The sequence below is a fragment of the Microvirga aerophila genome (assembly GCF_003332305.1).
Taxonomy (GTDB): Bacteria; Pseudomonadota; Alphaproteobacteria; order Rhizobiales; family Beijerinckiaceae; genus Microvirga; species Microvirga aerophila.
On sequence record NZ_QOIO01000023.1, the window covers coordinates 1 to 18,847 of the forward strand.

The 18,847-nt window shown below is 63.4% G+C and carries 19 protein-coding genes; 8 read left to right on the top strand and 11 right to left on the bottom strand.

Annotated elements, in window-relative coordinates; all coding sequences use genetic code 11:
* Window positions 1-446 precede the first annotated feature (446 nt).
* The 3 genes from DRB19_RS13835 (at window position 447) to DRB19_RS13845 (ending at window position 4,046) form a co-directional block, all read left to right on the top strand.
* Window positions 447-2,174, top strand: a complete 1,728-nt coding sequence (locus DRB19_RS13835) for a type I secretion system permease/ATPase (protein WP_114186623.1) — start codon at window positions 447-449, stop codon at window positions 2,172-2,174.
* A gap of 68 nt (window positions 2,175-2,242) precedes the next feature.
* Window positions 2,243-3,556 carry an HlyD family type I secretion periplasmic adaptor subunit gene (locus DRB19_RS13840; RefSeq protein ID WP_114186624.1) on the top strand — a complete coding sequence of 438 codons (1,314 nt, stop codon included), beginning with the start codon at window positions 2,243-2,245 and terminating at the stop codon, window positions 3,554-3,556.
* Between the two features lie 151 nt (window positions 3,557-3,707).
* Window positions 3,708-4,046, top strand: a complete 339-nt coding sequence (locus DRB19_RS13845; protein WP_114186625.1) for a hypothetical protein — start codon at window positions 3,708-3,710, stop codon at window positions 4,044-4,046.
* Between the two features lie 110 nt (window positions 4,047-4,156).
* On the opposite strand, the gene DRB19_RS30765 is transcribed toward DRB19_RS13845, so the two are convergent.
* The 9 genes from DRB19_RS30765 to argE all read right to left on the bottom strand — a co-directional run bounded on the left by DRB19_RS30765 (window position 4,157) and on the right by argE (window position 13,021).
* The gene (locus DRB19_RS30765) at window positions 4,157-4,597 is read right to left on the bottom strand and encodes a DMT family transporter (RefSeq protein ID WP_210207476.1); all 441 of its coding nucleotides are present in this window, start codon (window positions 4,595-4,597) and stop codon (window positions 4,157-4,159) included.
* Complete coding sequence (locus DRB19_RS30770; RefSeq protein WP_210207477.1) at window positions 4,594-5,043, bottom strand: DMT family transporter; 450 nt, start codon at window positions 5,041-5,043, stop codon at window positions 4,594-4,596. The genes DRB19_RS30765 and DRB19_RS30770 overlap by 4 nt, the downstream gene beginning before the upstream one ends.
* Entirely contained in the window at window positions 5,040-5,978 is a 939-nt protein-coding gene (locus tag DRB19_RS13855) for a bifunctional helix-turn-helix transcriptional regulator/GNAT family N-acetyltransferase (protein ID WP_114186626.1), read from the bottom strand. The genes DRB19_RS30770 and DRB19_RS13855 overlap by 4 nt, the downstream gene beginning before the upstream one ends.
* Before the next feature lie 69 nt (window positions 5,979-6,047).
* Window positions 6,048-7,052, bottom strand: coding sequence for an ABC transporter ATP-binding protein (locus tag DRB19_RS13860; protein WP_114186627.1), 1,005 nt, complete (start codon window positions 7,050-7,052; stop codon window positions 6,048-6,050).
* Window positions 7,049-8,041 carry an ABC transporter ATP-binding protein gene (locus DRB19_RS13865; protein ID WP_114186720.1) on the bottom strand — a complete coding sequence of 331 codons (993 nt, stop codon included), beginning with the start codon at window positions 8,039-8,041 and terminating at the stop codon, window positions 7,049-7,051. The genes DRB19_RS13860 and DRB19_RS13865 overlap by 4 nt, the downstream gene beginning before the upstream one ends.
* A 17-nt stretch (window positions 8,042-8,058) precedes the next feature.
* On the bottom strand, window positions 8,059-9,012 hold the full coding sequence (locus DRB19_RS13870; protein ID WP_114186628.1) for an ABC transporter permease: 954 nt from the start codon (window positions 9,010-9,012) through the stop codon (window positions 8,059-8,061).
* 10 nt (window positions 9,013-9,022) lie between these two features.
* Window positions 9,023-10,003: an ABC transporter permease gene (locus DRB19_RS13875; protein WP_114186629.1), complete on the bottom strand. Its 981-nt coding sequence runs from the start codon at window positions 10,001-10,003 to the stop codon at window positions 9,023-9,025.
* 114 nt (window positions 10,004-10,117) lie between these two features.
* Window positions 10,118-11,713 carry an ABC transporter substrate-binding protein gene (locus DRB19_RS13880; protein WP_114186630.1) on the bottom strand — a complete coding sequence of 532 codons (1,596 nt, stop codon included), beginning with the start codon at window positions 11,711-11,713 and terminating at the stop codon, window positions 10,118-10,120.
* 153 nt (window positions 11,714-11,866) lie between these two features.
* Window positions 11,867-13,021, bottom strand: coding sequence for an acetylornithine deacetylase (argE, locus tag DRB19_RS13885; RefSeq protein WP_114186631.1), 1,155 nt, complete (start codon window positions 13,019-13,021; stop codon window positions 11,867-11,869).
* A 159-nt stretch (window positions 13,022-13,180) separates the two neighbouring features.
* Here argE and DRB19_RS13890 point away from each other — a divergent pair, with 159 nt between their 5' ends.
* On the top strand, window positions 13,181-13,576 hold the full coding sequence (locus DRB19_RS13890) for a RidA family protein (protein ID WP_114186632.1): 396 nt from the start codon (window positions 13,181-13,183) through the stop codon (window positions 13,574-13,576).
* Window positions 13,573-14,544, top strand: a complete 972-nt coding sequence (locus tag DRB19_RS13895) for a threonine ammonia-lyase (protein ID WP_162815687.1) — start codon at window positions 13,573-13,575, stop codon at window positions 14,542-14,544. Before DRB19_RS13890 ends, DRB19_RS13895 begins: the two co-directional genes overlap by 4 nt.
* 102 nt (window positions 14,545-14,646) lie before the next feature.
* Here DRB19_RS13895 and DRB19_RS13900 read toward each other — a convergent pair whose 3' ends face one another.
* On the bottom strand, window positions 14,647-15,024 hold the full coding sequence (locus DRB19_RS13900) for a hypothetical protein (RefSeq protein ID WP_114186634.1): 378 nt from the start codon (window positions 15,022-15,024) through the stop codon (window positions 14,647-14,649).
* An 856-nt stretch (window positions 15,025-15,880) separates the two neighbouring features.
* On the opposite strand from DRB19_RS13900, the gene serA reads away from it, so the two are divergent.
* Window positions 15,881-17,128, top strand: coding sequence for a phosphoglycerate dehydrogenase (gene serA, locus DRB19_RS13910; RefSeq protein ID WP_114186636.1), 1,248 nt, complete (start codon window positions 15,881-15,883; stop codon window positions 17,126-17,128).
* A gap of 115 nt (window positions 17,129-17,243) precedes the next feature.
* Window positions 17,244-17,585: a 4a-hydroxytetrahydrobiopterin dehydratase gene (locus tag DRB19_RS13915; RefSeq protein ID WP_114186637.1), complete on the top strand. Its 342-nt coding sequence runs from the start codon at window positions 17,244-17,246 to the stop codon at window positions 17,583-17,585.
* An 18-nt stretch (window positions 17,586-17,603) separates the two neighbouring features.
* Here the strand turns inward: DRB19_RS13915 and DRB19_RS13920 are convergent, their stop codons facing one another.
* The gene (locus DRB19_RS13920) at window positions 17,604-17,873 is read right to left on the bottom strand and encodes a hypothetical protein (RefSeq protein ID WP_114186638.1); all 270 of its coding nucleotides are present in this window, start codon (window positions 17,871-17,873) and stop codon (window positions 17,604-17,606) included.
* A gap of 269 nt (window positions 17,874-18,142) precedes the next feature.
* Between DRB19_RS13920 and DRB19_RS13925 the strand changes: the two genes are divergently transcribed.
* Window positions 18,143-18,835 carry an alpha/beta hydrolase gene (locus DRB19_RS13925; protein WP_114186639.1) on the top strand — a complete coding sequence of 231 codons (693 nt, stop codon included), beginning with the start codon at window positions 18,143-18,145 and terminating at the stop codon, window positions 18,833-18,835.
* Window positions 18,836-18,847 lie beyond the last annotated feature (12 nt).

Genomic DNA, 18,847 nt, shown 5'->3' on the forward strand with positions numbered 1-18,847 from the left:
GGGCGATCTGGCCCGGGTTCAGGTCGGGCACGACACGATGATCTGGCACAACCAGGATGTGCTGGTGCTCAAGGGCGTCTCCGCCGCCGAGCTGGATCAGTCCGACTTCATCTTCTGATCCCCGCGATCTTCTGATCCCCTCGATGCGGCCCCCGGGCCGCATCTCCTCCGCCGGAGGCCCAAGCCCCCCACGGCCCCCGGCGGACGACCCCTTCGAGCCGCATCCCTCGATCGGCATCGTTCGATCGGCATCCTTGGACCCTGTGTTCTTTGGACCCTGTGTTCTACCCTGTGTTCTTGGCCCCGCCTTCTTCGACCATCGGACCTTGGGCCCATCAGACCTTAGGCCCAGCCCGCATCAGCCCTTCGACGCTATCGGCCCCGGCGGTTCCAGGCCAGGATGGCTTCCTCCGCGTCCTTCTCACGGCCCCAGCCCCGAGGCACCCATGAGCGCTCCGTCTTCCCCTCTTCGTCTGCTGGCCTCGTGCCGCGGGGCCGTGCTCGGCGTGGCCCTGCTCAGCGGCCTGATCAACATCCTGTACCTGTCCGGCTCGATCTTCATGATGGAGGTCTACGACCGGGTCCTGCCCAGCCGCTCCATCCCCACCCTGGTCGGCCTGTCGCTGATCGTGGTGGTGCTCTACCTGTTCCAGGGCCTGTTCGACGCCCTGCGCGGGCGCATCCTGGCCCGCATCGGCGCCGCCGTGGACGAGGACCTGAGCCAGAGCGTGTTCCAGCACCAGCTCGCCGCCCCGCTCAAGGGCCGGTCCGAGGGCGACGGCCAGCAGCCCCTGCGCGACCTCGACCAGATCCGCGCCTTCCTGTCCGGCGGCGGCCCCTCGGCCCTGTTCGACCTGCCGTGGATGCCGCTCTACCTGTTCATCTGCTTTGCGTTCCACCCGCTCATCGGCCTGGTCACCCTCGCCGGCGCCGCCTGCCTGGTGGTGATCACCCTGCTCACCGAGGTGCTCACCCGCTCCGCCGCCCGCGAGGCGGTGGGCGCGGCGCTGGTGCGCAACGGCCTGGGTGAGGGCGCGCGGCGCAACGCCGAGGTGGTGCGCGCCCTGGGCATGGCCGGACGCCTCGGCGCCCGCTGGGGCGAGGCCAACGCCCGCTACCTCGCCTACCAGCAGCGCACCTCCGACGTGGCCGGGGGCCTGGGCGCCCTGTCCAAGGTGCTGCGCATGCTGCTGCAATCGGCGGTGCTGGGGGTGGGCGCCTATCTGGTCATCGACGGCCAGGCCACGGGCGGCATCATGATCGCCTCCTCGATCCTCACCTCCCGGGCGCTCGCCCCGGTCGAGCTGGCGATCGCCAACTGGAAGGGCTTCGTGTCCGCCCGCCAGGGCTGGGCCCGGCTCAGGACGCAGCTGGCTTCCGCCCCGGCGGTCACGCCGTTGCGCCTGCCGGCCCCGCAGGCGATGCTGGTGGTGGACAATGCCGGCGCCGGCGCGCCCGGCACCCAGCGCTTCACCGTGCAGGACGTGAGCTTCCAGCTCGCCGCCGGAGCCGGCTTAGGCGTCATCGGCCCGAGCGCCTCGGGCAAGTCGTCCCTGGCGCGGCTTCTGGTCGGGGTGTGGCCGGCCTGGCGCGGCAAGGTGCGGCTCGATGCGGCGGCGCTGGAGCAGTGGCGGCCGGAGGACCTGGGCGAGCACATCGGCTACCTGCCGCAGGACGTGGAGCTGTTTGCCGGCACGGTGAGCCAGAACATCGCCCGCTTTGCCGAGAACCCGGATCCGCAGGCGGTGATCGCCGCCGCCCAGGCGGCGGGGGTGCACGAGATGATCCTGCACCTGCCCGACGGCTACGAGACCGCGGTGGGCGAGGCCGGGGCGGCGCTCTCGGGCGGCCAGCGCCAGCGCCTCGGCCTGGCGCGCGCGCTCTACGGCAACCCGTTCCTGGTGGTGCTGGACGAGCCCAACTCCAACCTGGACGCGGAGGGCGAGCAGGCGCTCACAGGGGCGATCCTGGGGGTGCGGGCCCGGGGCGGCGTGGTGGTGGTGATCGCCCACCGGCCGAGCGCGCTCGCCGGCGTCGACCAGGTGCTGGTGATGGCCGACGGGCGCATGCAGAGCTTTGGGCCCAAGGACGAGGTGCTGGGCCGGGTGCTGCGGCCCACCGCGGTGGGGCCCGAGCCCCGGCTGCCGGCCGCCGCCCCGTTCAAGGTCGCCTGACCCCAAGCTGCCCAACCACAACATCGCCGTAACCCGCCCATCGCCTGAGCCCGTCAAGGACCGATCCCATGAGCAAGACCCCGCCGCCCGCCAACGCCCGCCGCTCGATCCGCCGCCACACGGCGATCGGCCTGGCGTCTGCGGCCTTTCTGGTCGGCGGTCTGGGCGGCTGGGCGGTGGTGACCGAGCTGTCCGGGGCCGTGGTGGCGCCGGGCCAGGTGGTGGTGGACAGCCACGTCAAGAAGGTGCAGCACCCCACCGGGGGCGTGGTGGGCGAGATCCTGGTGCGCGACGGCGACCGGGTGCGGGCCGGGGACGTGGTGGTGCGCCTGGACGAGACCGTGGCCAAGGCCAACCTGGCCATGATCGACAAGAGCCTGGACGAGCTCGGCGTGCGCCAGGCGCGGCTGGAGGCGGAGCGGGACGGGCTGAAAGACATCGCGTTCCCGTCGCGGCTGGTGAGCCGGCTGGTCGAGCCGGAGCTGTTCGGGCTGGTGGCGGGCGAGCGGCGGCTGTTCCAGAGCCGGCGCGAGGCGCGCGAGGGCCTGAAGGCGCAGCTGCGCGAGCGCATCGCGCAGCTGCAGGAGCAGATCGAGGGCACGCACCTGCAGGCCTCCGCCAAGGCGGACGAGATCAAGCTGATCCAGGACGAGCTCGTGGGGGTGCAGGAATTGTGGAAGAAGAACCTGGTGCCGATCACCCGGGTGACGGCGCTGCGGCGCGAGGAGACGCGGCTGCGCGGGGAGCGGGGTCAGCTGATCTCGTCGGTGGCGCAGGCCAAGGGGCGGATCAGCGAAACGGCGCTGCAGATCCTGCAGGTGGACCAGGAGCTGAGAAGCGAGGTGTCGAAGGAGCTGCGCGAGGCGCAGGCCAAAACGGCGGAGCTGGTGGAGCGCCAAGTGGCGGCGCAGGACCAGCTGCGGCGGATCGACATCCGGGCGCCGCAGGACGGGCTGGTGCACCAGTCGGTGGTGCACACGGTGGGCGGCGTGGTCAATGCGGGCGAGGCCTTGATGCTGGTGGTGCCGGAGACGGAGGCGCTGTCGATCGAGGTGAAGGTGGCGCCGCAGGACATCGACCAGCTGCGGCCGGGGCTGGACACGGTGCTGCGGCTGTCCGCCTTCAACCAGCGCACGACGCCGGAGCTCAAAGGGCAGGTGAGCGTGGTGGCGGCGGACCTGGTGACGGACCAGCGCTCGGGGGCGCAGTACTACCCGGTGCGGGTGACATTCGGGGAGGGCGAGCGCGAGCGGCTGGGGAGCGCCAAGCTGATGCCCGGCATGCCGGTGGAGGGCTTCATCCAGACCGGATCGCGCACCGTCCTGTCCTACCTCACCAAACCGCTGGCCGACCACATCACCAGAGCCTTCCGCGAAGAATGACAGGGACGAAACGTTGGGCGTCGTCACGGCGCTCCTCATGAAAGCCAGGAGCGAAACGACGAAGCACGAGACGGCGTGAATTCCACCTGACGCAAACAAAAGTATTCAGAAAAAGGGTGACGCCTCAGCACCCATAGTGAAAGAAGTCAGAATGTCGGATCAAAGAAGCAGCCTTGATGGCAATCATGCCCATGCTCGATCGAATCCAGGATTGGACGGCAGCGTCGAGGGTCGTGCGGACTGGGCCGTCGCTGCGATAACGGCTCACTGCATCATGACAGAAGCCTTGGTGCACACGATCTGCTTCGAACTGGCGGATGTCAGCCGGACCCGACTTCTGAAGGTTTTGGACATTGTCTATGACCAGCTCGAAGGCGGACTGGGCTGCGACGACAGAACCGTAAGAGCCTTCGGGGAGCAGCGCGACAGCATGAGGTCCCTGCTCGTCAGCAGTGTCATCCAGGCTGAAATGGGATCCGCCTCCGAATGATGGAGCAGTTGGGAGCGAAGGTCGAATCCGCGACGCTGAGATCTCTGTCGGTCGACAGCTCCATCGAACCTCAAGCGTTCCCGCAGCCTCCTGCCCTGCCGGAATAACGGCTATCCGGCGCTTGGGCCTCTCGTCGCGAGCCAAAGACCGCCCACGACCCCAAGAAGTCCAAGCAACACCCCGGGAGTGAAGGGCTCTCCGAGGAGCCAGACGCCGAGCAGGGCCGCCGTAATGGGGCTCAAGGAGAGAAACACGGTCACTCGGGTCGGCGTGGTGTTCTTGAGCGCCCATAACCACAGGATATAGCCGATGCCGCTCGATCCGCCGATGAAGACGACGGCGGCCCAGCCCGGAGCGCCGAGGTGCGGCAAGCCGGCAAAGAAACCCTCTGCCCCGGCCAGTCCTGCGAGGAACAGGACGGAGGCCAGCATGGCCCAGGCGCCGATGGGTAGCGTGGGATAGCGCGCTAGGTAGGGACGATAAAGGACAGAGCAGACGGCCCTGCAAAGGGCTGCCAGGAGCACCATCAGCGCCCCGAGCCACTCGTTCACGGAGTGTCGGTTATGAGCCTTTCGCCCAACGCGAGTCCCACGCCCACGATGGTCAGGACGACCCCTGCCCCTTTTGCCCTCGTCAAACGTTCGCGCCCCAGAACGGCGGCGATGAGCATGGTCAAGAGCGGAAAGGTCGCGAAGAGCAAAGCTGCGCGTGTCGACGAGATGAACAGCAGGCCCACGTTCAGCAGAGCGATCAACACTCCGAACTGGACGATGCCGAGAACCATCACAGCGAGCAGGTCGCGAAACGCGAAGCGTGTTCGCGTGCTCAAGAGCACGGCCGGGAGAAGGCACAGGAGCGCAACGGCATAGCGCAACAGGGCCAGTGAGGCCGGTCCGATGTCGTGGATCACGAAACGGGACGCCACGAGAGCCGCCCCGACCTGAACGCCGGTGGCGGCGGCCGCCGCCAGCGCCAGCGTCTCCCGGGAGCCTGTCACAGGTCGAGATCCCAATTCTGACCGATGAGGTCCTTTCCGAAGGAATGATGCGCTTCTTCTTTGACCAAGTAGAAGCCCTCGGCCTTGTAGATGGCACGGGCCGCCAAGAGAACGTCGTTGGTCCAGAGCGTGAGCGTCCTGTAACCCTTCGCCCTTGCAAACCCGATGCATTCCTCGACGAGCCGTCGTCCGAGGCCGAGTCCTCTTGCGTGCGGCTCCACATAGAGCAGGCGGAGCTTCGCCACTTCGTCCGATTGACGCACTAGGAAGACGCTGCCGAGGATCTCACCCTCACGTTCGGCAATCCAGCAGCGCTCGCGCGTGGGATCAAAGCTCCTGACGAAGGAGGCGGCGATCTCAGCCACGAGCGCCTCGAAAGTCTCGTCCCAACCGTATTCCTGGGCATAGAGCAGACCCTGCCGATGTGCGATCCAGCCGACATCTCCGACCTGGAGCGAGCGTAGGCGGTAGCAATTGCCGGATGGCGTATTTGGGTCGAGCAGCCGCTCGACCGTTCCCATGGCCTGGACGAGCCGCTCCCGCTCGCCCGGGGACAATGCCGTCAGAATAGAAGCGACTTGTGCGTCCGATGCCCGGTTCAACGGGTCGAAGACAGAACGTCCCGTATCGGTAAGGGCAACGAGGACTTGCCGACCATCTCCCTCTATGGGAATGCGCTTGATCAACCCACGAGCCTCGAAGCCTTTCAGGAGGCGGCTGAGATAGCCCCGGTCGAGGCCGAGATCCCGCCCGAGTTCGGTGGCTGTCAGACCGGTACGGTGGGCCAGTTCGTAGAGAACACGAACTTCCGTGAGTGAAAACTCGCTTTCGAGCAGGCCCTCATCGAGCAAGCCGATCTGGCGCGTGTAGAAACGGCTGAACCGACGGAATTGCGCGATCTGCTCAGGACTTGGACCTTGGGGCGCATGAGACATGGCTGCCTCCTCCGCCGAGCACAGTCCGACATATTGTTGACTGAGTCAACAATATGTCGTTGGAGTCGATCAAGCAGCGGCATCGATCCCGAGGCGTCCCTCGTGGATTGCGTGACAGGCCACCCCGCCGAGCAAGGGAGGGACTTCCGCCACGCAGCGCTCGTTCGCGAATGGGCAACGGGGATTGAAGGTGCAGCCGGACGGCGGACTGATGGGGTTGGGAATTTCACCGCTGACCGGAATGCGCTGGCGACCTGTCATGCCCACATCGGGCACCGCATCAAGCAGCATGCGCGTATAGGGGTGCTTCGGCCGGGAGAAAAGTTCGCGCCCATTGGAGATTTCGACGATGCGGCCGAGATACATCACGCCGATGCGGCTCGCCATATGGCGCACGACCGCCAGGTTGTGGCTGATGAACAGGTAGGTCAGCCCCAGGCGATCCTGCAGGTCGCGCATGAGGTTCAGGATCTGCGCCTGCACCGACACGTCGAGAGCGGAGGTCGGCTCGTCGCAGACGATGAATTCCGCGTTCGAGGCGAGCGCCCTTGCGATGGCGATGCGCTGGCGTTGGCCGCCCGAGAACTCGTGGGGATATTTCTTCCCGTCGGCGGGATGTAGACCCACGAAGGACAGGAGTTCGCCCACTCTCCCGGCTATGTCCTTTTCCCCGTCGATCAGACCGAATGCCCGGATCGGCTCGGCGACGATCTGGTCGACCTGCCAGCGAGGATTGAGGCTCGCATAGGGATCCTGAAAGATCATCTGGATCCGCCGCCTCAGGCGCTGGCGCTCCGCCAATGCGGCGCGGCTCGACATGGAAATCCCATCGATGATAACCTCCCCGCTCGTCGGCGGCAGGAGCCCGACGACCATGCGGGCCACCGTGGATTTACCGGAGCCCGATTCGCCCACCAGCGCGAAGGTCTCTCCCTTGGCGATGTTGAAGGAGACGCCGTCGACAGCCTTCAGGTACTGCTTCTCACCGCCTTCCAGAACCCGGTTCAGCCACGGCTTGGACACGTCGAAGACGCGACGCAGGTCATTGACTTCGACATAAGAACGCTCTGTCACGCAACGGCCTCCGACCGGACGGAAGATTGATCGTAAAGATGGCAGGCCACCCGATGCTCGCTTTGCTGGATAGGCTCCGGCCTCTCGACCCGGCAGCGGTCGAATACGTAGGGACACCGGGGGTTGAACGGGCAACCAGGCGGAATGGCCGACAGGCGCGGCATTGAGCCGGGAATCTGTACGAGGCGATCGGCGGCGCTCTCGAGCGACGGGATCGCCCCCATGAGTCCTTTGGCGTAAGGATGCAGCGGGTTCTGCACTACGTCCCGCACAGGCCCGATTTCCGCAATGCGTCCCGCATACATGACCGCGACCCGATCCGCCGTCTCGGCGATCACGCCCATGTCGTGGGTCACCAGCATGATGGCCGTCCCGTGCTCGCGACCAAGGCGCTTCAGAAGCGCGATGATCTGCGCCTGCACCGACACGTCGAGGGCCGTAGTAGGCTCGTCGGCGATGATAAGCTCGGGCTCGACGCAGAGAGCCAGAGCGATCACCACACGCTGACGCATGCCGCCGGAGAATTCGTGAGGGTAGCTGTCGATCCGCCTCTCGGGAGCAGGAATTCCCACATCGGCCAGAAGATCGATGGCTCGTTTCCTGGCCGCCGACGAAGACAGGTTCGTATGGGTGCGAATGGTCTCGACCAACTGCTCGCTCACCCGGTAGAGAGGATTGAGGCTCGTGAGCGGGTCCTGGAAGATCATGCCGATCCGTTTGCCGCGGATCCTGCGCATTTCCTCCGGCGGCAGGTTGTCGATCCGCATGCCGGACAGGAGGATTTCGCCGCCTGCGATCCGCCCCGGTGGATCGATCAGGCCAATCACGGCCGAACCGGTGACGGACTTGCCAGCGCCGGACTCGCCGACGACGCCGAGGACCTCGCCTTTGGCGATATCGAACGAAATACCATCGATGGCTTTGAGAGCGCCGCGCCGGGTAACGAATTCGACGCGAAGGTCGCGGACGGAGAGAACGGGTTGAACCACGGACATATTCTCCTCCCTCATCGCAGTTTCGGGTTCAGTGCGTCTCTCAGCCAATCTCCCAGGAGATTGATGGCGAGGACGAGGAGCGCCAGCGCGATGCCCGGAAACGCCACAATCCACCATTCGCCCGAGAACAGGTAATTGTTGCCGATGCGGATCAGCGTGCCAAGGGACGGCATTGTCTCAGGCATGCCGGTGCCGAGGAACGACAGGGTCGCCTCGGTGATGATCGCCAGCGCGAGGTTGATGGTGGCGATGACCAGGACCGGTCCCATGACGTTGGGCAGGATATGCCGGAACATGATGACCGGAGCCGGCAGGCCGATGAGGCGTGCGGCCGCGATGTAATCCTTGTTCTTCTCCACCATCACCGAGCCGCGAACCGTTCGGGCGTACTGCACCCAGAAGCTCAGGCCGATGGAGAACACCAGGACCGAGAGGGTCGTCGCCGGATCCAGCTGGCCTCCGAGGACAGCCTTCACGACTCCGTCCACCAGAAGGGCGATCAGAATGGCCGGAAAGGTCAATTGGACATCGGCGACGCGCATGATGATGGCATCGACCGTCCCACCCAGGTACCCCGCCACGAGGCCGAGCGCGATGCCGAGGGTCGCCGAGAACGCGACCCCCAGAAAGCCCACGAGCAGCGAGATGCGAAGCCCGTAGAGGATCGCCGAGAATATATCGCGACCTTGCTCGTCCGAGCCGAGAAGAAATGGGGTTTGGCCTTCCGCGTCCCAGATCGGCGGCAGCCGGCTGTTCAGGAGATCGAGCTGTGCAGGATCGAAGGGATTTTGAGGCGCCAGCACTCCCGCCAGGATGGCGACAGCCAAAAACAGGAGGGTCAGGAAGGCGGCCGCCATGGTGAGCTTGGAGCGTTTGAAGCTCGCCCAGACGTCGCTGTCGAGAAAACGGCCGGCCCAGGTGGTTGGTCCAGACGCTGTGGGCGCCGCTTGGAGTGCATCCGTCACGGGGATCTCCTCACGTTGGCTGCCGGATGGTGGTGCGCAAGCGCGGGTCCACCACCGTATAGAGGATGTCGACGGCCAGATTGATAGCCACGAAGATTAGCGCGACCAGCATCAGGTAGGCCGCCATGATCGGGATATCCACGTTCTGCACGGCCTGCACGAAGAGCAGGCCCATTCCCGGCCATTGAAACACCGTCTCGGTGATGATCGCGAAGGCGATGACCGAGCCGAACTGGAGGCCCACGATGGTGATGACCGGCACGAGGGTGTTCTTCAAGGCATGTCCGAAATGGATGGCGCGGGTCGTCAGCCCCCTGGCCCTGGCGAACTTGATGTAGTCCGTGCGCAGGACTTCCATCATCTCGGCCCGAACGATGCGCATGATCAGGGTCATCTGGAACAACCCGAGGGTGATCGACGGCATGATGAGGGCTTTGAGGCCGGAGACCGTCAGGAGCCCCGTGGACCACCAGCCGATCTGCACCGTGTCCCCTCGCCCGTAGGACGGAAGCCAGCCGAGGGTCACGGCGAAAAGATAGATGAGAAGAATGCCGATCAGGAATGTCGGCAGCGATATGCCCACCAGCGAGACCGTCTGGAAGACTTTCGTCAGAAAGCTGTCCCGCCTCAGGCCGGAATACACCCCCATCAGCACGCCGAACACCGTGGAGAAAATCGTGGCGCAGATCGCCAGTTCGAGGGTCGCCGGCATGCGCTCGGCCAGGAGATCGGAGACAGGCTGACGGAACTGATACGAGACCCCGAAATCGCCCTGGATGGATTGGGCCAGGTACCGCACGAACTGCACCGGAACCGGATCGTCCAGCCCGAGGGAGCGGCGCACCTGTTCCCGCTCCGCCGCAGGCGTATCGAGGGAGACGATCTGGTTGACCGGATCGCCGGCGAACCGAAACATCGCGAAAGCGATGATCCCGACGGCCAGAAGAACGCCGATGGCCTGCAAGGCTCGTCGGATGGTGAAAGCAAGCATTCGCTAATCCACGATCGCGTGACCTCGGGGCCGGAATGGCACCCGAGGGCATCTTCGAGAAGAATGTCCCGAACACCGCATGCGCGACGTCCGGGACGAGCGATCCGGCGCAGACTACTCTTTCTTGGCCCAGTAGAGCAGGACGGAGTTGTCGGCCCGCTGGCTGAGCTTCACCTTGTTCGAAACACCCCAGGCCAAGGCCTGCTGGTGCAGCGGAATGTAGCCGTAGTCGTTGACCGTGATCTGGAACGCTTCCTTGATCATCTGGTCGCGCTTGGCCTTGTCGGTCTCGACGAGGATCTTGTCGGTCAGCTCGTCGTGCTTCTTGTTGCAGTAGTTGCCGAGGTTGGACTCACCGCGCGAGGATTGCGGATTGTCCCGGCAGCCTTCGATGTCGTGCAGCACGTTGTGGCTGTCGAAGGTGCCCGGGGTCCATCCCAGGAGGTAGAACGAAGTATTGTAGTTGCCTGCCTTCAGGACCTTTCCGAAGTATTGAGCCTTCGGCTGCGCCATGAGGTTCACCTTGATGCCGGCGCGGGCCAGCATGCTGACGACGGCCTGACAGATCGCCTCGTCATTGACATAGCGGTCGTTCGGGCAGTCCATGCCGACTTCGAACCCATTCGGATACCCGGCGTCGGCGAGCAGCTTCTTGGCGCCCTCGAGGTCATACTTCGGACGCTCGAAATCCTTCGAGAAGGTGAACAGCTCCGGCGCAATCATGAGGGCGGACGGCGTCGCCAGGCCGCGCATGACGCGAGACTTGATGGTCTCGATGTCGATAGCCTTGAAGAAGGCTTCACGAACCTTGGGGTCCTTGAACGGGTTCTTGCCCTTCACGTTCGAGAACAGCAGTTCGTCGCGGGTCTGGTCCATGCCCAGGAAGATCGTGCGCAGCTCGGGCCCCGACAGCACCTTTGCGTTTGCGCTGCTGTTGACCCGCTGGATGTCCTGCAGCGGAACCGGCTCGATCACGTCGACCTCGCCGGAGAGCAGCGCCGCGACGCGGGTGGCGTCCGAGCCGATCGGCGTGAAGACGATCTCATCGAGGTTGTGCTCGGCCTTGTCCCACCATTCCTTGTTGGACTTGAAGACGGTCTTCACGCCCGGCTGGTGGCTTTCGATCTTGAACGGGCCGGTGCCGTTGGCGTTGAGAGCCGCGTAGCTCGGGGTCGTGGCGGAGGCGGGGGTCGGCCCCGTCGCATTGTTCGCCTCGGCCCATTCCTTGTCCAGGATATACCAGGTATCCCACTGGGAGTTCAGGATCGGGTTGGGGGATTTGAGCTTCACGTCGATGGTGTGATCGTCCACCTTCACGAACTCGGCGTTCGTCGGCACACGGGTCTGGAAGTTGGACCCCTGCGCCCTCACCCGGTTCGCCGAGAAGATCACGTCGTCGGCATTAAAGGCGTTGCCATTGTGGAACTTGACGCCCTTGCGCAGGAAGAAGCGCCAGGTCAGGCCGTCCTCGCTGATTTCCCACCGCTCGGCCAGGCTTGGCTGAATGGCCAGATCCTTGCCGCGCCTGGTGAGCCCTTCATAGACGTGCCCGAGATGGGCGTTCGTGGTCGTCTCGTTCACCGTATAGGGATCGAGCGACTTGAGATCGCCTTGGTTGGCGTATCGGAGGGTGACAGCCATGGCTGGCAGGGCCGAGCCCGCCAGAAGAATGGCGGCAGTGGCCGCTAGAAATGTCGGACGGATCGTCATTGATGTGTCTTTCTCCACTGGAAGTCCCGCGTCGTTGCGCGGTTTTTTATTTCGGAAGCCTACACGTTTACCGGCAGTTCCTCCTCGGACCGGAAGGTTAGGCAGGAAAGGGCCTCAGGGTCTAGTCCCGACGTGAACCTACGTGATCAGCATTTAGGCACAGAGCTCGCCGATCAGGCGGCGCAGCACCCGCTCTCCGGCCTCGAATTCGCTGGTTTCGATATATTCGTCCGGCTGATGGGCTTGAGCGATGTCGCCCGGCCCGCAGACCACAGTCGACCAGCCGACCCTTTGAAAAATCCCGGCTTCCGTCCCATAGGACACCACGTGGCTTCCATTGTCCCCCGTCAGCCGGCGCATCAGTCTCTCCGCCGCGCCGTCCGTTTCCGGTCGAAGGCCCGGAACCTCGGCAACGAGCTCGACCGCAATACCCGCCTCGGGGATGACGGCTTTTATGCGAGGCTCGATAACGTCGCGGATATAGGCGCGGTAGCGCTCCAGGTATTCCTCAGGACTTTCGGTCGGAATGGTCCGGATATCGCTGAAAAACCATGCGGAGGATGAAACGATGTTAGCGGCGCTGCCGCCCACCATCATTCCGCAATGCAGCGTCGTATAGGGTGGCTCGAAGGGGTTGGAGGAATCGACCCGGCGCTTGTTCTCCTCCATGGCGTCCTCGTGCCAAGTGATGAGGCGCGCGGCGTTCATGACCGCACTCACCCCCTGGTCGATCCGGCTCGAATGGACCGCATAGCCTGTCACCTCGGTGCGCAGCTGTACGGAAGCCTTGTGTCCGGTCACCACCGCGTGCCGAGTCGGCTCCCCTACGATGACGGCGGAGGGATTCGGAATTGTCTCGGCCATGGCCCGAACCATCGAGGGCGCACCCCGGCACGCGATCTCCTCGTCGTAAGACAAGGCGATATGAACCGGCCGCTGCAGGGGGGCCTGAACCATCTCCGGCACGAGAGCCAGAACAAGGGCATCAAAGCCCTTCATGTCAGTGGTGCCGCGACCGTAGAGGCGGCCATTCCTCTCCGTGAGGGTCCAGGGGTCGCTGGACCAGGCCTGACCCTCGACCGGTACGACGTCGGTATGTCCGGACAGCACGATGCCTCCTTCGACCCGGGGCCCGATCGTGGCATAGAGGTTGGCCTTGTCGCCCTCAGGGTTCATGACCAGATGGCTCTCGACCCCATGGCTCTTCAGCCCATCCCGGCAGAAGTGAATAAGATCGAGATTGCTGCTCGTGGAGACACTCGGGAAGGCAATCAAACGCGCGAGCATTTCGCGAGGCGACAGGGACATGGGACAAACCTTGATTAAGCGGAGGCCAGCATCCAACCCTGGACGGCAAGCGGTCAAGCTGCATTTGTCGTCATGACCTGCACAAGATCTGTTGCAAGATCTGTTGACGGACGCCATCCGCCCAACAATGATCGGCCGCCCTTCACCACGTCCCGCATCATGGCGCGCAAATCAGTTCTCACGTCCCAGGCTGCTCCTCCGGCGGGCGCATATTCCCAAGCCGTTTCGGCCGGCGATTTTGTCTTCGTATCGGGACAATTGCCGCTCGATCCGAACGGTGCACTCGTGGGAGCTGGCGACATCAAGGCTCAAACGCGGATAGTGCTGCACAACATGGCGGCTATCCTGCGCGAAGCAGGATCATCCCTAGATGATGTGGTGAAAACCACTGTTTTCCTGACCAGTCTCGACGACTTTCCGGGAATGAACGAGATCTACGCGGCCACTTTCGCGCCGCCCTACCCTGCGCGCTCGACGGTCGAGATCGGCCGGCTTCCCCATGGCATGCTCCTTGAGATCGAATGCATCGCAACCGCCCAACGGAAAACCACATGACCGCTTTTGACGTGACCCTGGCCGACATCGAAGCCGCTCGCGCCCGCATCGCCGGAAAGGTCCGGCGGACCCCCACCTTCGACAGCCTCGACGTCTCGGCGTGTCTCGGCCGGCGCACCGTTCTGAAGCTGGAATCCTTGCAGATGGCCGGCTCCTTCAAGGTGCGAGGTGTTTTCAACAAGGTCATGACGATGAGCGACGCGGAGCGCGAGCGAGGCCTTGTAACCGTATCAGGCGGCAATCATGCCATTGCGGTGGCGAATGTGGCAGGAACGCTCGGAATCGACGCCCTGGTGCTGATGCCCAAGGTGACGCCCCAGTTCAACGTAGACCTGACATTGAAGCTCGGCGCCCGTGTGGAACTGTGTGACGATGCGGCGGAAGCCTTCGCCAAGGCAGAGGCTTACCAGACAGAAGGCAAAGTTTTCGTCCACCCCTATGACGACCCGGCCATCATCGCGGGGCATGGCACCTTGGGCCTCGAGTTACTGGACGACGTTCCCGATCTCACTCACGTTTTCGTGTCGATCGGCGGCGGCGGCTTCATGGCCGGTGTGGCGGCTGCTCTAAAGGCGAAGCTGCCCTCCGTTGCGGTCTACGGGGTCGAAACCGTGGGAGCGCCGACGATGACCGAAGCGCTCAAGGCAGACCAACCTGTGACGATCCGGGCCACGTCGGTCGCCCGCACCCTCGGGGCCCCATTCGCCACCCCTCGCACCCTATCGGCCGCGAAGCTCTTCCTGGAAGAGATCGTGCTCGTGGAGGATCCGCCGATGATCGCCGACCTGAATTGGCTCCTCCAGACCGAGAAGGTGCTGACCGAGCCGGCTGCGGCCTGCGTACTGACCGCAGCCCAGCGCATCGCGCCGTCATTGCCCGAAGACAGCGTGGTCGGCCTCGTCCTCTGTGGCTCCAACGTGTCCCTCAATGACCTGGACATGTGGCGCCGGGAGTTGGTCAAGGCATAGCCCTAGCGGTCCTAGCGGGACAGTGGATCAAAAAGTTTCCTTGAAGAGCCGGAGACCGGGGTTGGGACGTCACCCGGTTTTCCTGCCTTTCCTGAGACGTTCCTAAAATTTTCTCCGAAGTCGCTCGATCGCATCACGATGCGCGCGAGGGTCCACGTCGAACTCGGCTGCGAGGCGCTGTATCTCGGCCTCCCGCTCCTCCGGAGACAATTTAGGACTAAGGTTGGACACCTGGGCTACGAATGAAGCGCCCGCCAGAACAGGATCGCGCCGCATTGCGGTTTGTTCCCGTTCCTTTTTCGAGCGTGCCTGACGCTCCTTGTAAGTATCGAACGGACCGAGCGCTCGCAGCGCCCTGTTTCGCAGAGCAACGGCCGGAAGCTCATGCTCCTGGGCGATGTCGGCAATTGCCTGCTCCGCATCCTCGCCAGCCATGATGGCTTGAGCAACTTCTTCAATGGCGGGAATAAATGCGTCCATTTCATTCTCTTTCTTATTGACTTCTTTCTATCCAACGAGCATTCGATAGATCGGTTCGCACAGCCCATGCAGCGACGTTCCACTGACCGGACAAGCATGTTCAAGTCAAAAACAATCGGCGTGATGGCCGAGGAACTTGCTCCGCCCGACTTCCCTCGCCACACCTGCTAATTTGTCGCGATGCCATGGCTCCGGCAAAGTGATATCGGCCGATCATATTCTCCGAATCTGGCGCGAAAGGTGCGGTCGTGAAGCTAGCGGCCCTTGGACTCGTTTTGATCACCTTGATCGCGCCTTCGAGCGCTCGCGCTGATGAAAATCTCGTCGCGAAACGCGAGGTGTGCCGTCAGGAAGCGAAGGCGCGCATTGCGCCGAAGACGAAGATCGCGGTCGATGAGTACCGGCGTATCGTGGAACGGCGGAACGCACATGTCAGCGAGTGCATGACGCGTGCTTTCGTCGTCCGCAAAGACCCACCCCCGTCGCCGAAGCCGACCCAACAAGAGCTGAGGCAGGCGCAAAGAAACATTGTCCTTGTCCATGTCAGGAAGAAGGATTCCCGCTGGACGACCGGCAGCATCAAGCAGCGCGCAGCAACAAAACCCTCCCTGAAATCGTCTGCTCGCACGCGAGTGAAATACCCGGTTCGCCGGAAAAGACGGTAAAGCGACAGGCGACGCAAGCCTGATGTACCTTCGCCTGCGCCACTGTCACCGGGACGGGTCCTGAGGCTGGATCACGCCCTTCGGAGGCAGCGAGGCGGAATCGCTAAGGTCTGGCACCGCGATGCGAGTTGCCCTAAGACTCCCCGAGTCTGCAACCGGGCACCCTCGCGCCACAGCCTTCATAGAGCATCATGTCCGATCATCTCTCCCTTCCCAAGGACAAGATTCACATACTGCTCCTTGAAGGAGTGAACGATTCGGCCGTCGACCTCATTCGATCCGCCGGATACACGAACATCACTTATCTCAAGACGTCTTTGGACGGCGCTGCCCTGCGGCAGGCGCTTCGCGGCGTACACTTGCTTGGCATCCGGTCCCGAACGCAGATGACAAGGGAGGTCATCGAAGCCGCTGACCGCCTCATCGCCATCGGGTGCTTCAGCGTAGGGACGAACCAAGTCGACCTCGACGCCGCGCGGCTTGCGGGCATTCCGGTCTTCAACGCCCCCTTTTCGAACACCCGAAGCGTTGCCGAACTGGTGATCGGCGAAATCGTCATGCTCTTCCGGCGCATCATCCCAAGGTCCAACGCCGCTCATACGGGCGGCTGGGACAAGTCTGCGGTGGACAGCCACGAGGTGCGCGGCAAGACGCTGGGCATCGTCGGCTACGGCAACATTGGCTCGCAATTGTCCAATCTGGCCGAGGCCATGGGCATGCGGGTCATCTTCTTCGATCAGACCGACAAGCTGCGGCACGGCAACACCGAACCTGCCGCCAGCCTTCAGGATCTCCTGAGCCAGAGCGACGTGGTCAGCCTGCACGTGCCCGAGACGCCCGCCACCCATGGCATGATCGGTAAAGCCGAGATCGCCTCCATGAAAAAGGGCGCTTACCTCATCAACAACAGCCGGGGCACGGTCGTCGATCTCGATGCCTTGGCGGCGGCTTTGAGAAGCGGGCACCTGCGCGGCGCGGCCGTGGATGTGTTTCCGGTCGAGCCGGCCTCCAACAAGGAATCGTTCCAGACCCCACTCCAGGGGATCGAGAATGTCATCCTGACGCCTCATGTCGGAGGCTCGACCGAGGAGGCCCAGGAACGCATCGGAGCCGAGGTCGCCCGCAAGCTGATCGACTATTCGGATGTGGGCTCGACCTTCGGGGCGGTCAATTTCCCGCAGGCTCAGCTCCCGTCCCGCCCGACAGGAACACGCTACATCCATGTGCACCGCAACGTCCCGGGGATGCTCGGACGTCTGAACGAGGTGTTCTCCCGCCGCGGCTTGAACATCGCAGCGCAGTATCTCCAGACCGATGGCGAGCTTGGATACGTGGTGATCGAGTCCGAGGGCTCAACGGCGCAAAGCCGGCAGACTCTCAAGGAGATTCGCGCGCTCGAAGGTACCATCCGGGCGCGGCTGCTCTACGAGCACCAGTAACTCGCCCCCTTGAGGCCAACGCCACGGGGATAAACCCACAATCGTCCTGGACCGATCGAGGTCTACGCTTAACTTTTGTTTATGGAACGCAGTTGCGACAAGTCTGGAGGACGCCGTGACAGACGACCTTGCCACGAAGACATGCACTCCCTGCCGCGGAGGAATTCCTCCTTTGTCATCAGCGGAGGTCGAGACGTTTCGAACGAAGGTCCCTGAATGGACCGTGGCGGACAGTTCAAGCCGGATTGAAAGAACCTTCCGATTCAGGAATTTCGCAGAAGCCTTCGCGTTCGTGCAGAAAGTCGCCGAACTTGCGGAGAGCGAGGGTCACCATCCCGATGTCAGCTTCGGCTGGGGCTATGTGACCGTGTCCCTTCAAACAAAGAAGATCAAAGGCCTGCACGAGAACGACTTCATCATCGCGGCCAAATTGGACGAGATCACCAAGTCCGGCTGATGGAGCTTTTAACGAGGTCTAGGCGAACGAAGCTGCAAAGGCCTCCTCGAGACCTGCCGGACCATCGAGCCATTCCACCCAGACCCACACGACGAGATCGGCCTCGGCCGACCGGCGCGCCTGCCAGTAGCCTTCGTCTCCGCAGCGACACACCTCGGGATAGGGATGCAGGAAATCGCTGATCGCCGTAACTGCATCGCCATAATGCGGAAAGCACTCGCGGATGCAGCCGCTGTCGAGCGGACGCCCTGATCGGCCGACGAGTTGCCACCGGACGAGGTAGGCCATCAGCGGCCTCCAATCTCAGATCCTTGAAACGGCTCGTGTTCCTACGGCTTTATGAGAAGCTGAAACTCCGTTTCAAGATCAATGGTGCTGTGTTGCGGCCGAGCGCCAGCGCTCGATGTCGAGGATAACTGAAAAGAAATGGCTTCGGGAGCAGGCCGGATATCAATTTCTGCCAATCCTGTCCTTTCGCCACCCGGCGGCATGGGCTGCCCACCTTGGAACGAGAAGAGAAATACGACGTTGCCGGTCGTGCAAAACGAGCAAAGATCATGTCCAGCAGCCAGGAGCCTGCCGCAGAATTGGGAATTCTCCGGTCGCGGCCGGAAACCATCGCCAAACCGTCCAGCTCCCCGCTCGGCTCCCGACCCTTGGATCTGAGCGCCACTCGAGACGGAGCGCTGTACATACCGAACCGGCAAGATGCCACCAAACCTGCGCCGCTGATCGTCGCCTTACACGGAGCCGGTGGCGTCGCCTCGCAGCTTATCGATCTCCTGGTCGGGCCAGCGGACGCTCATGGCATCATCATCCTCGCGCCGGAATCCCGCAGTTCCACCTGGGACGTGATCAGGGGCGGCTACGGCCCCGATGTCCTGTTCATTGACCGGGCGCTCCAAAAGGTTTTCGACCTCCATGTGATCAATCCGCAGCGAATTGCCGTCGCGGGTTTCTCGGACGGGGCGTCCTATGCGCTTTCCATCGGCCTCATCAACGGCTCGCTGTTCGGCAATATCGTGGCCTTCTCGCCCGGTTTCATGGCTCCAACCCAGCAAAGTGACACCCCTCGGATTTTCATTTCACATGGGGTCACGGACGAGGTGCTGCCGATCGATCGTTGCAGTCGCCGTCTCGTGCCAAACCTGAAAAAAGCTGGCTACGACGTGGATTATCAGGAATTCGAGGGTGGCCATGTGGTGCCGGCCGACATAGTCGAGCGCGCCATCCGGCGGTTTCTCGGTTAACCGAGGGATTCA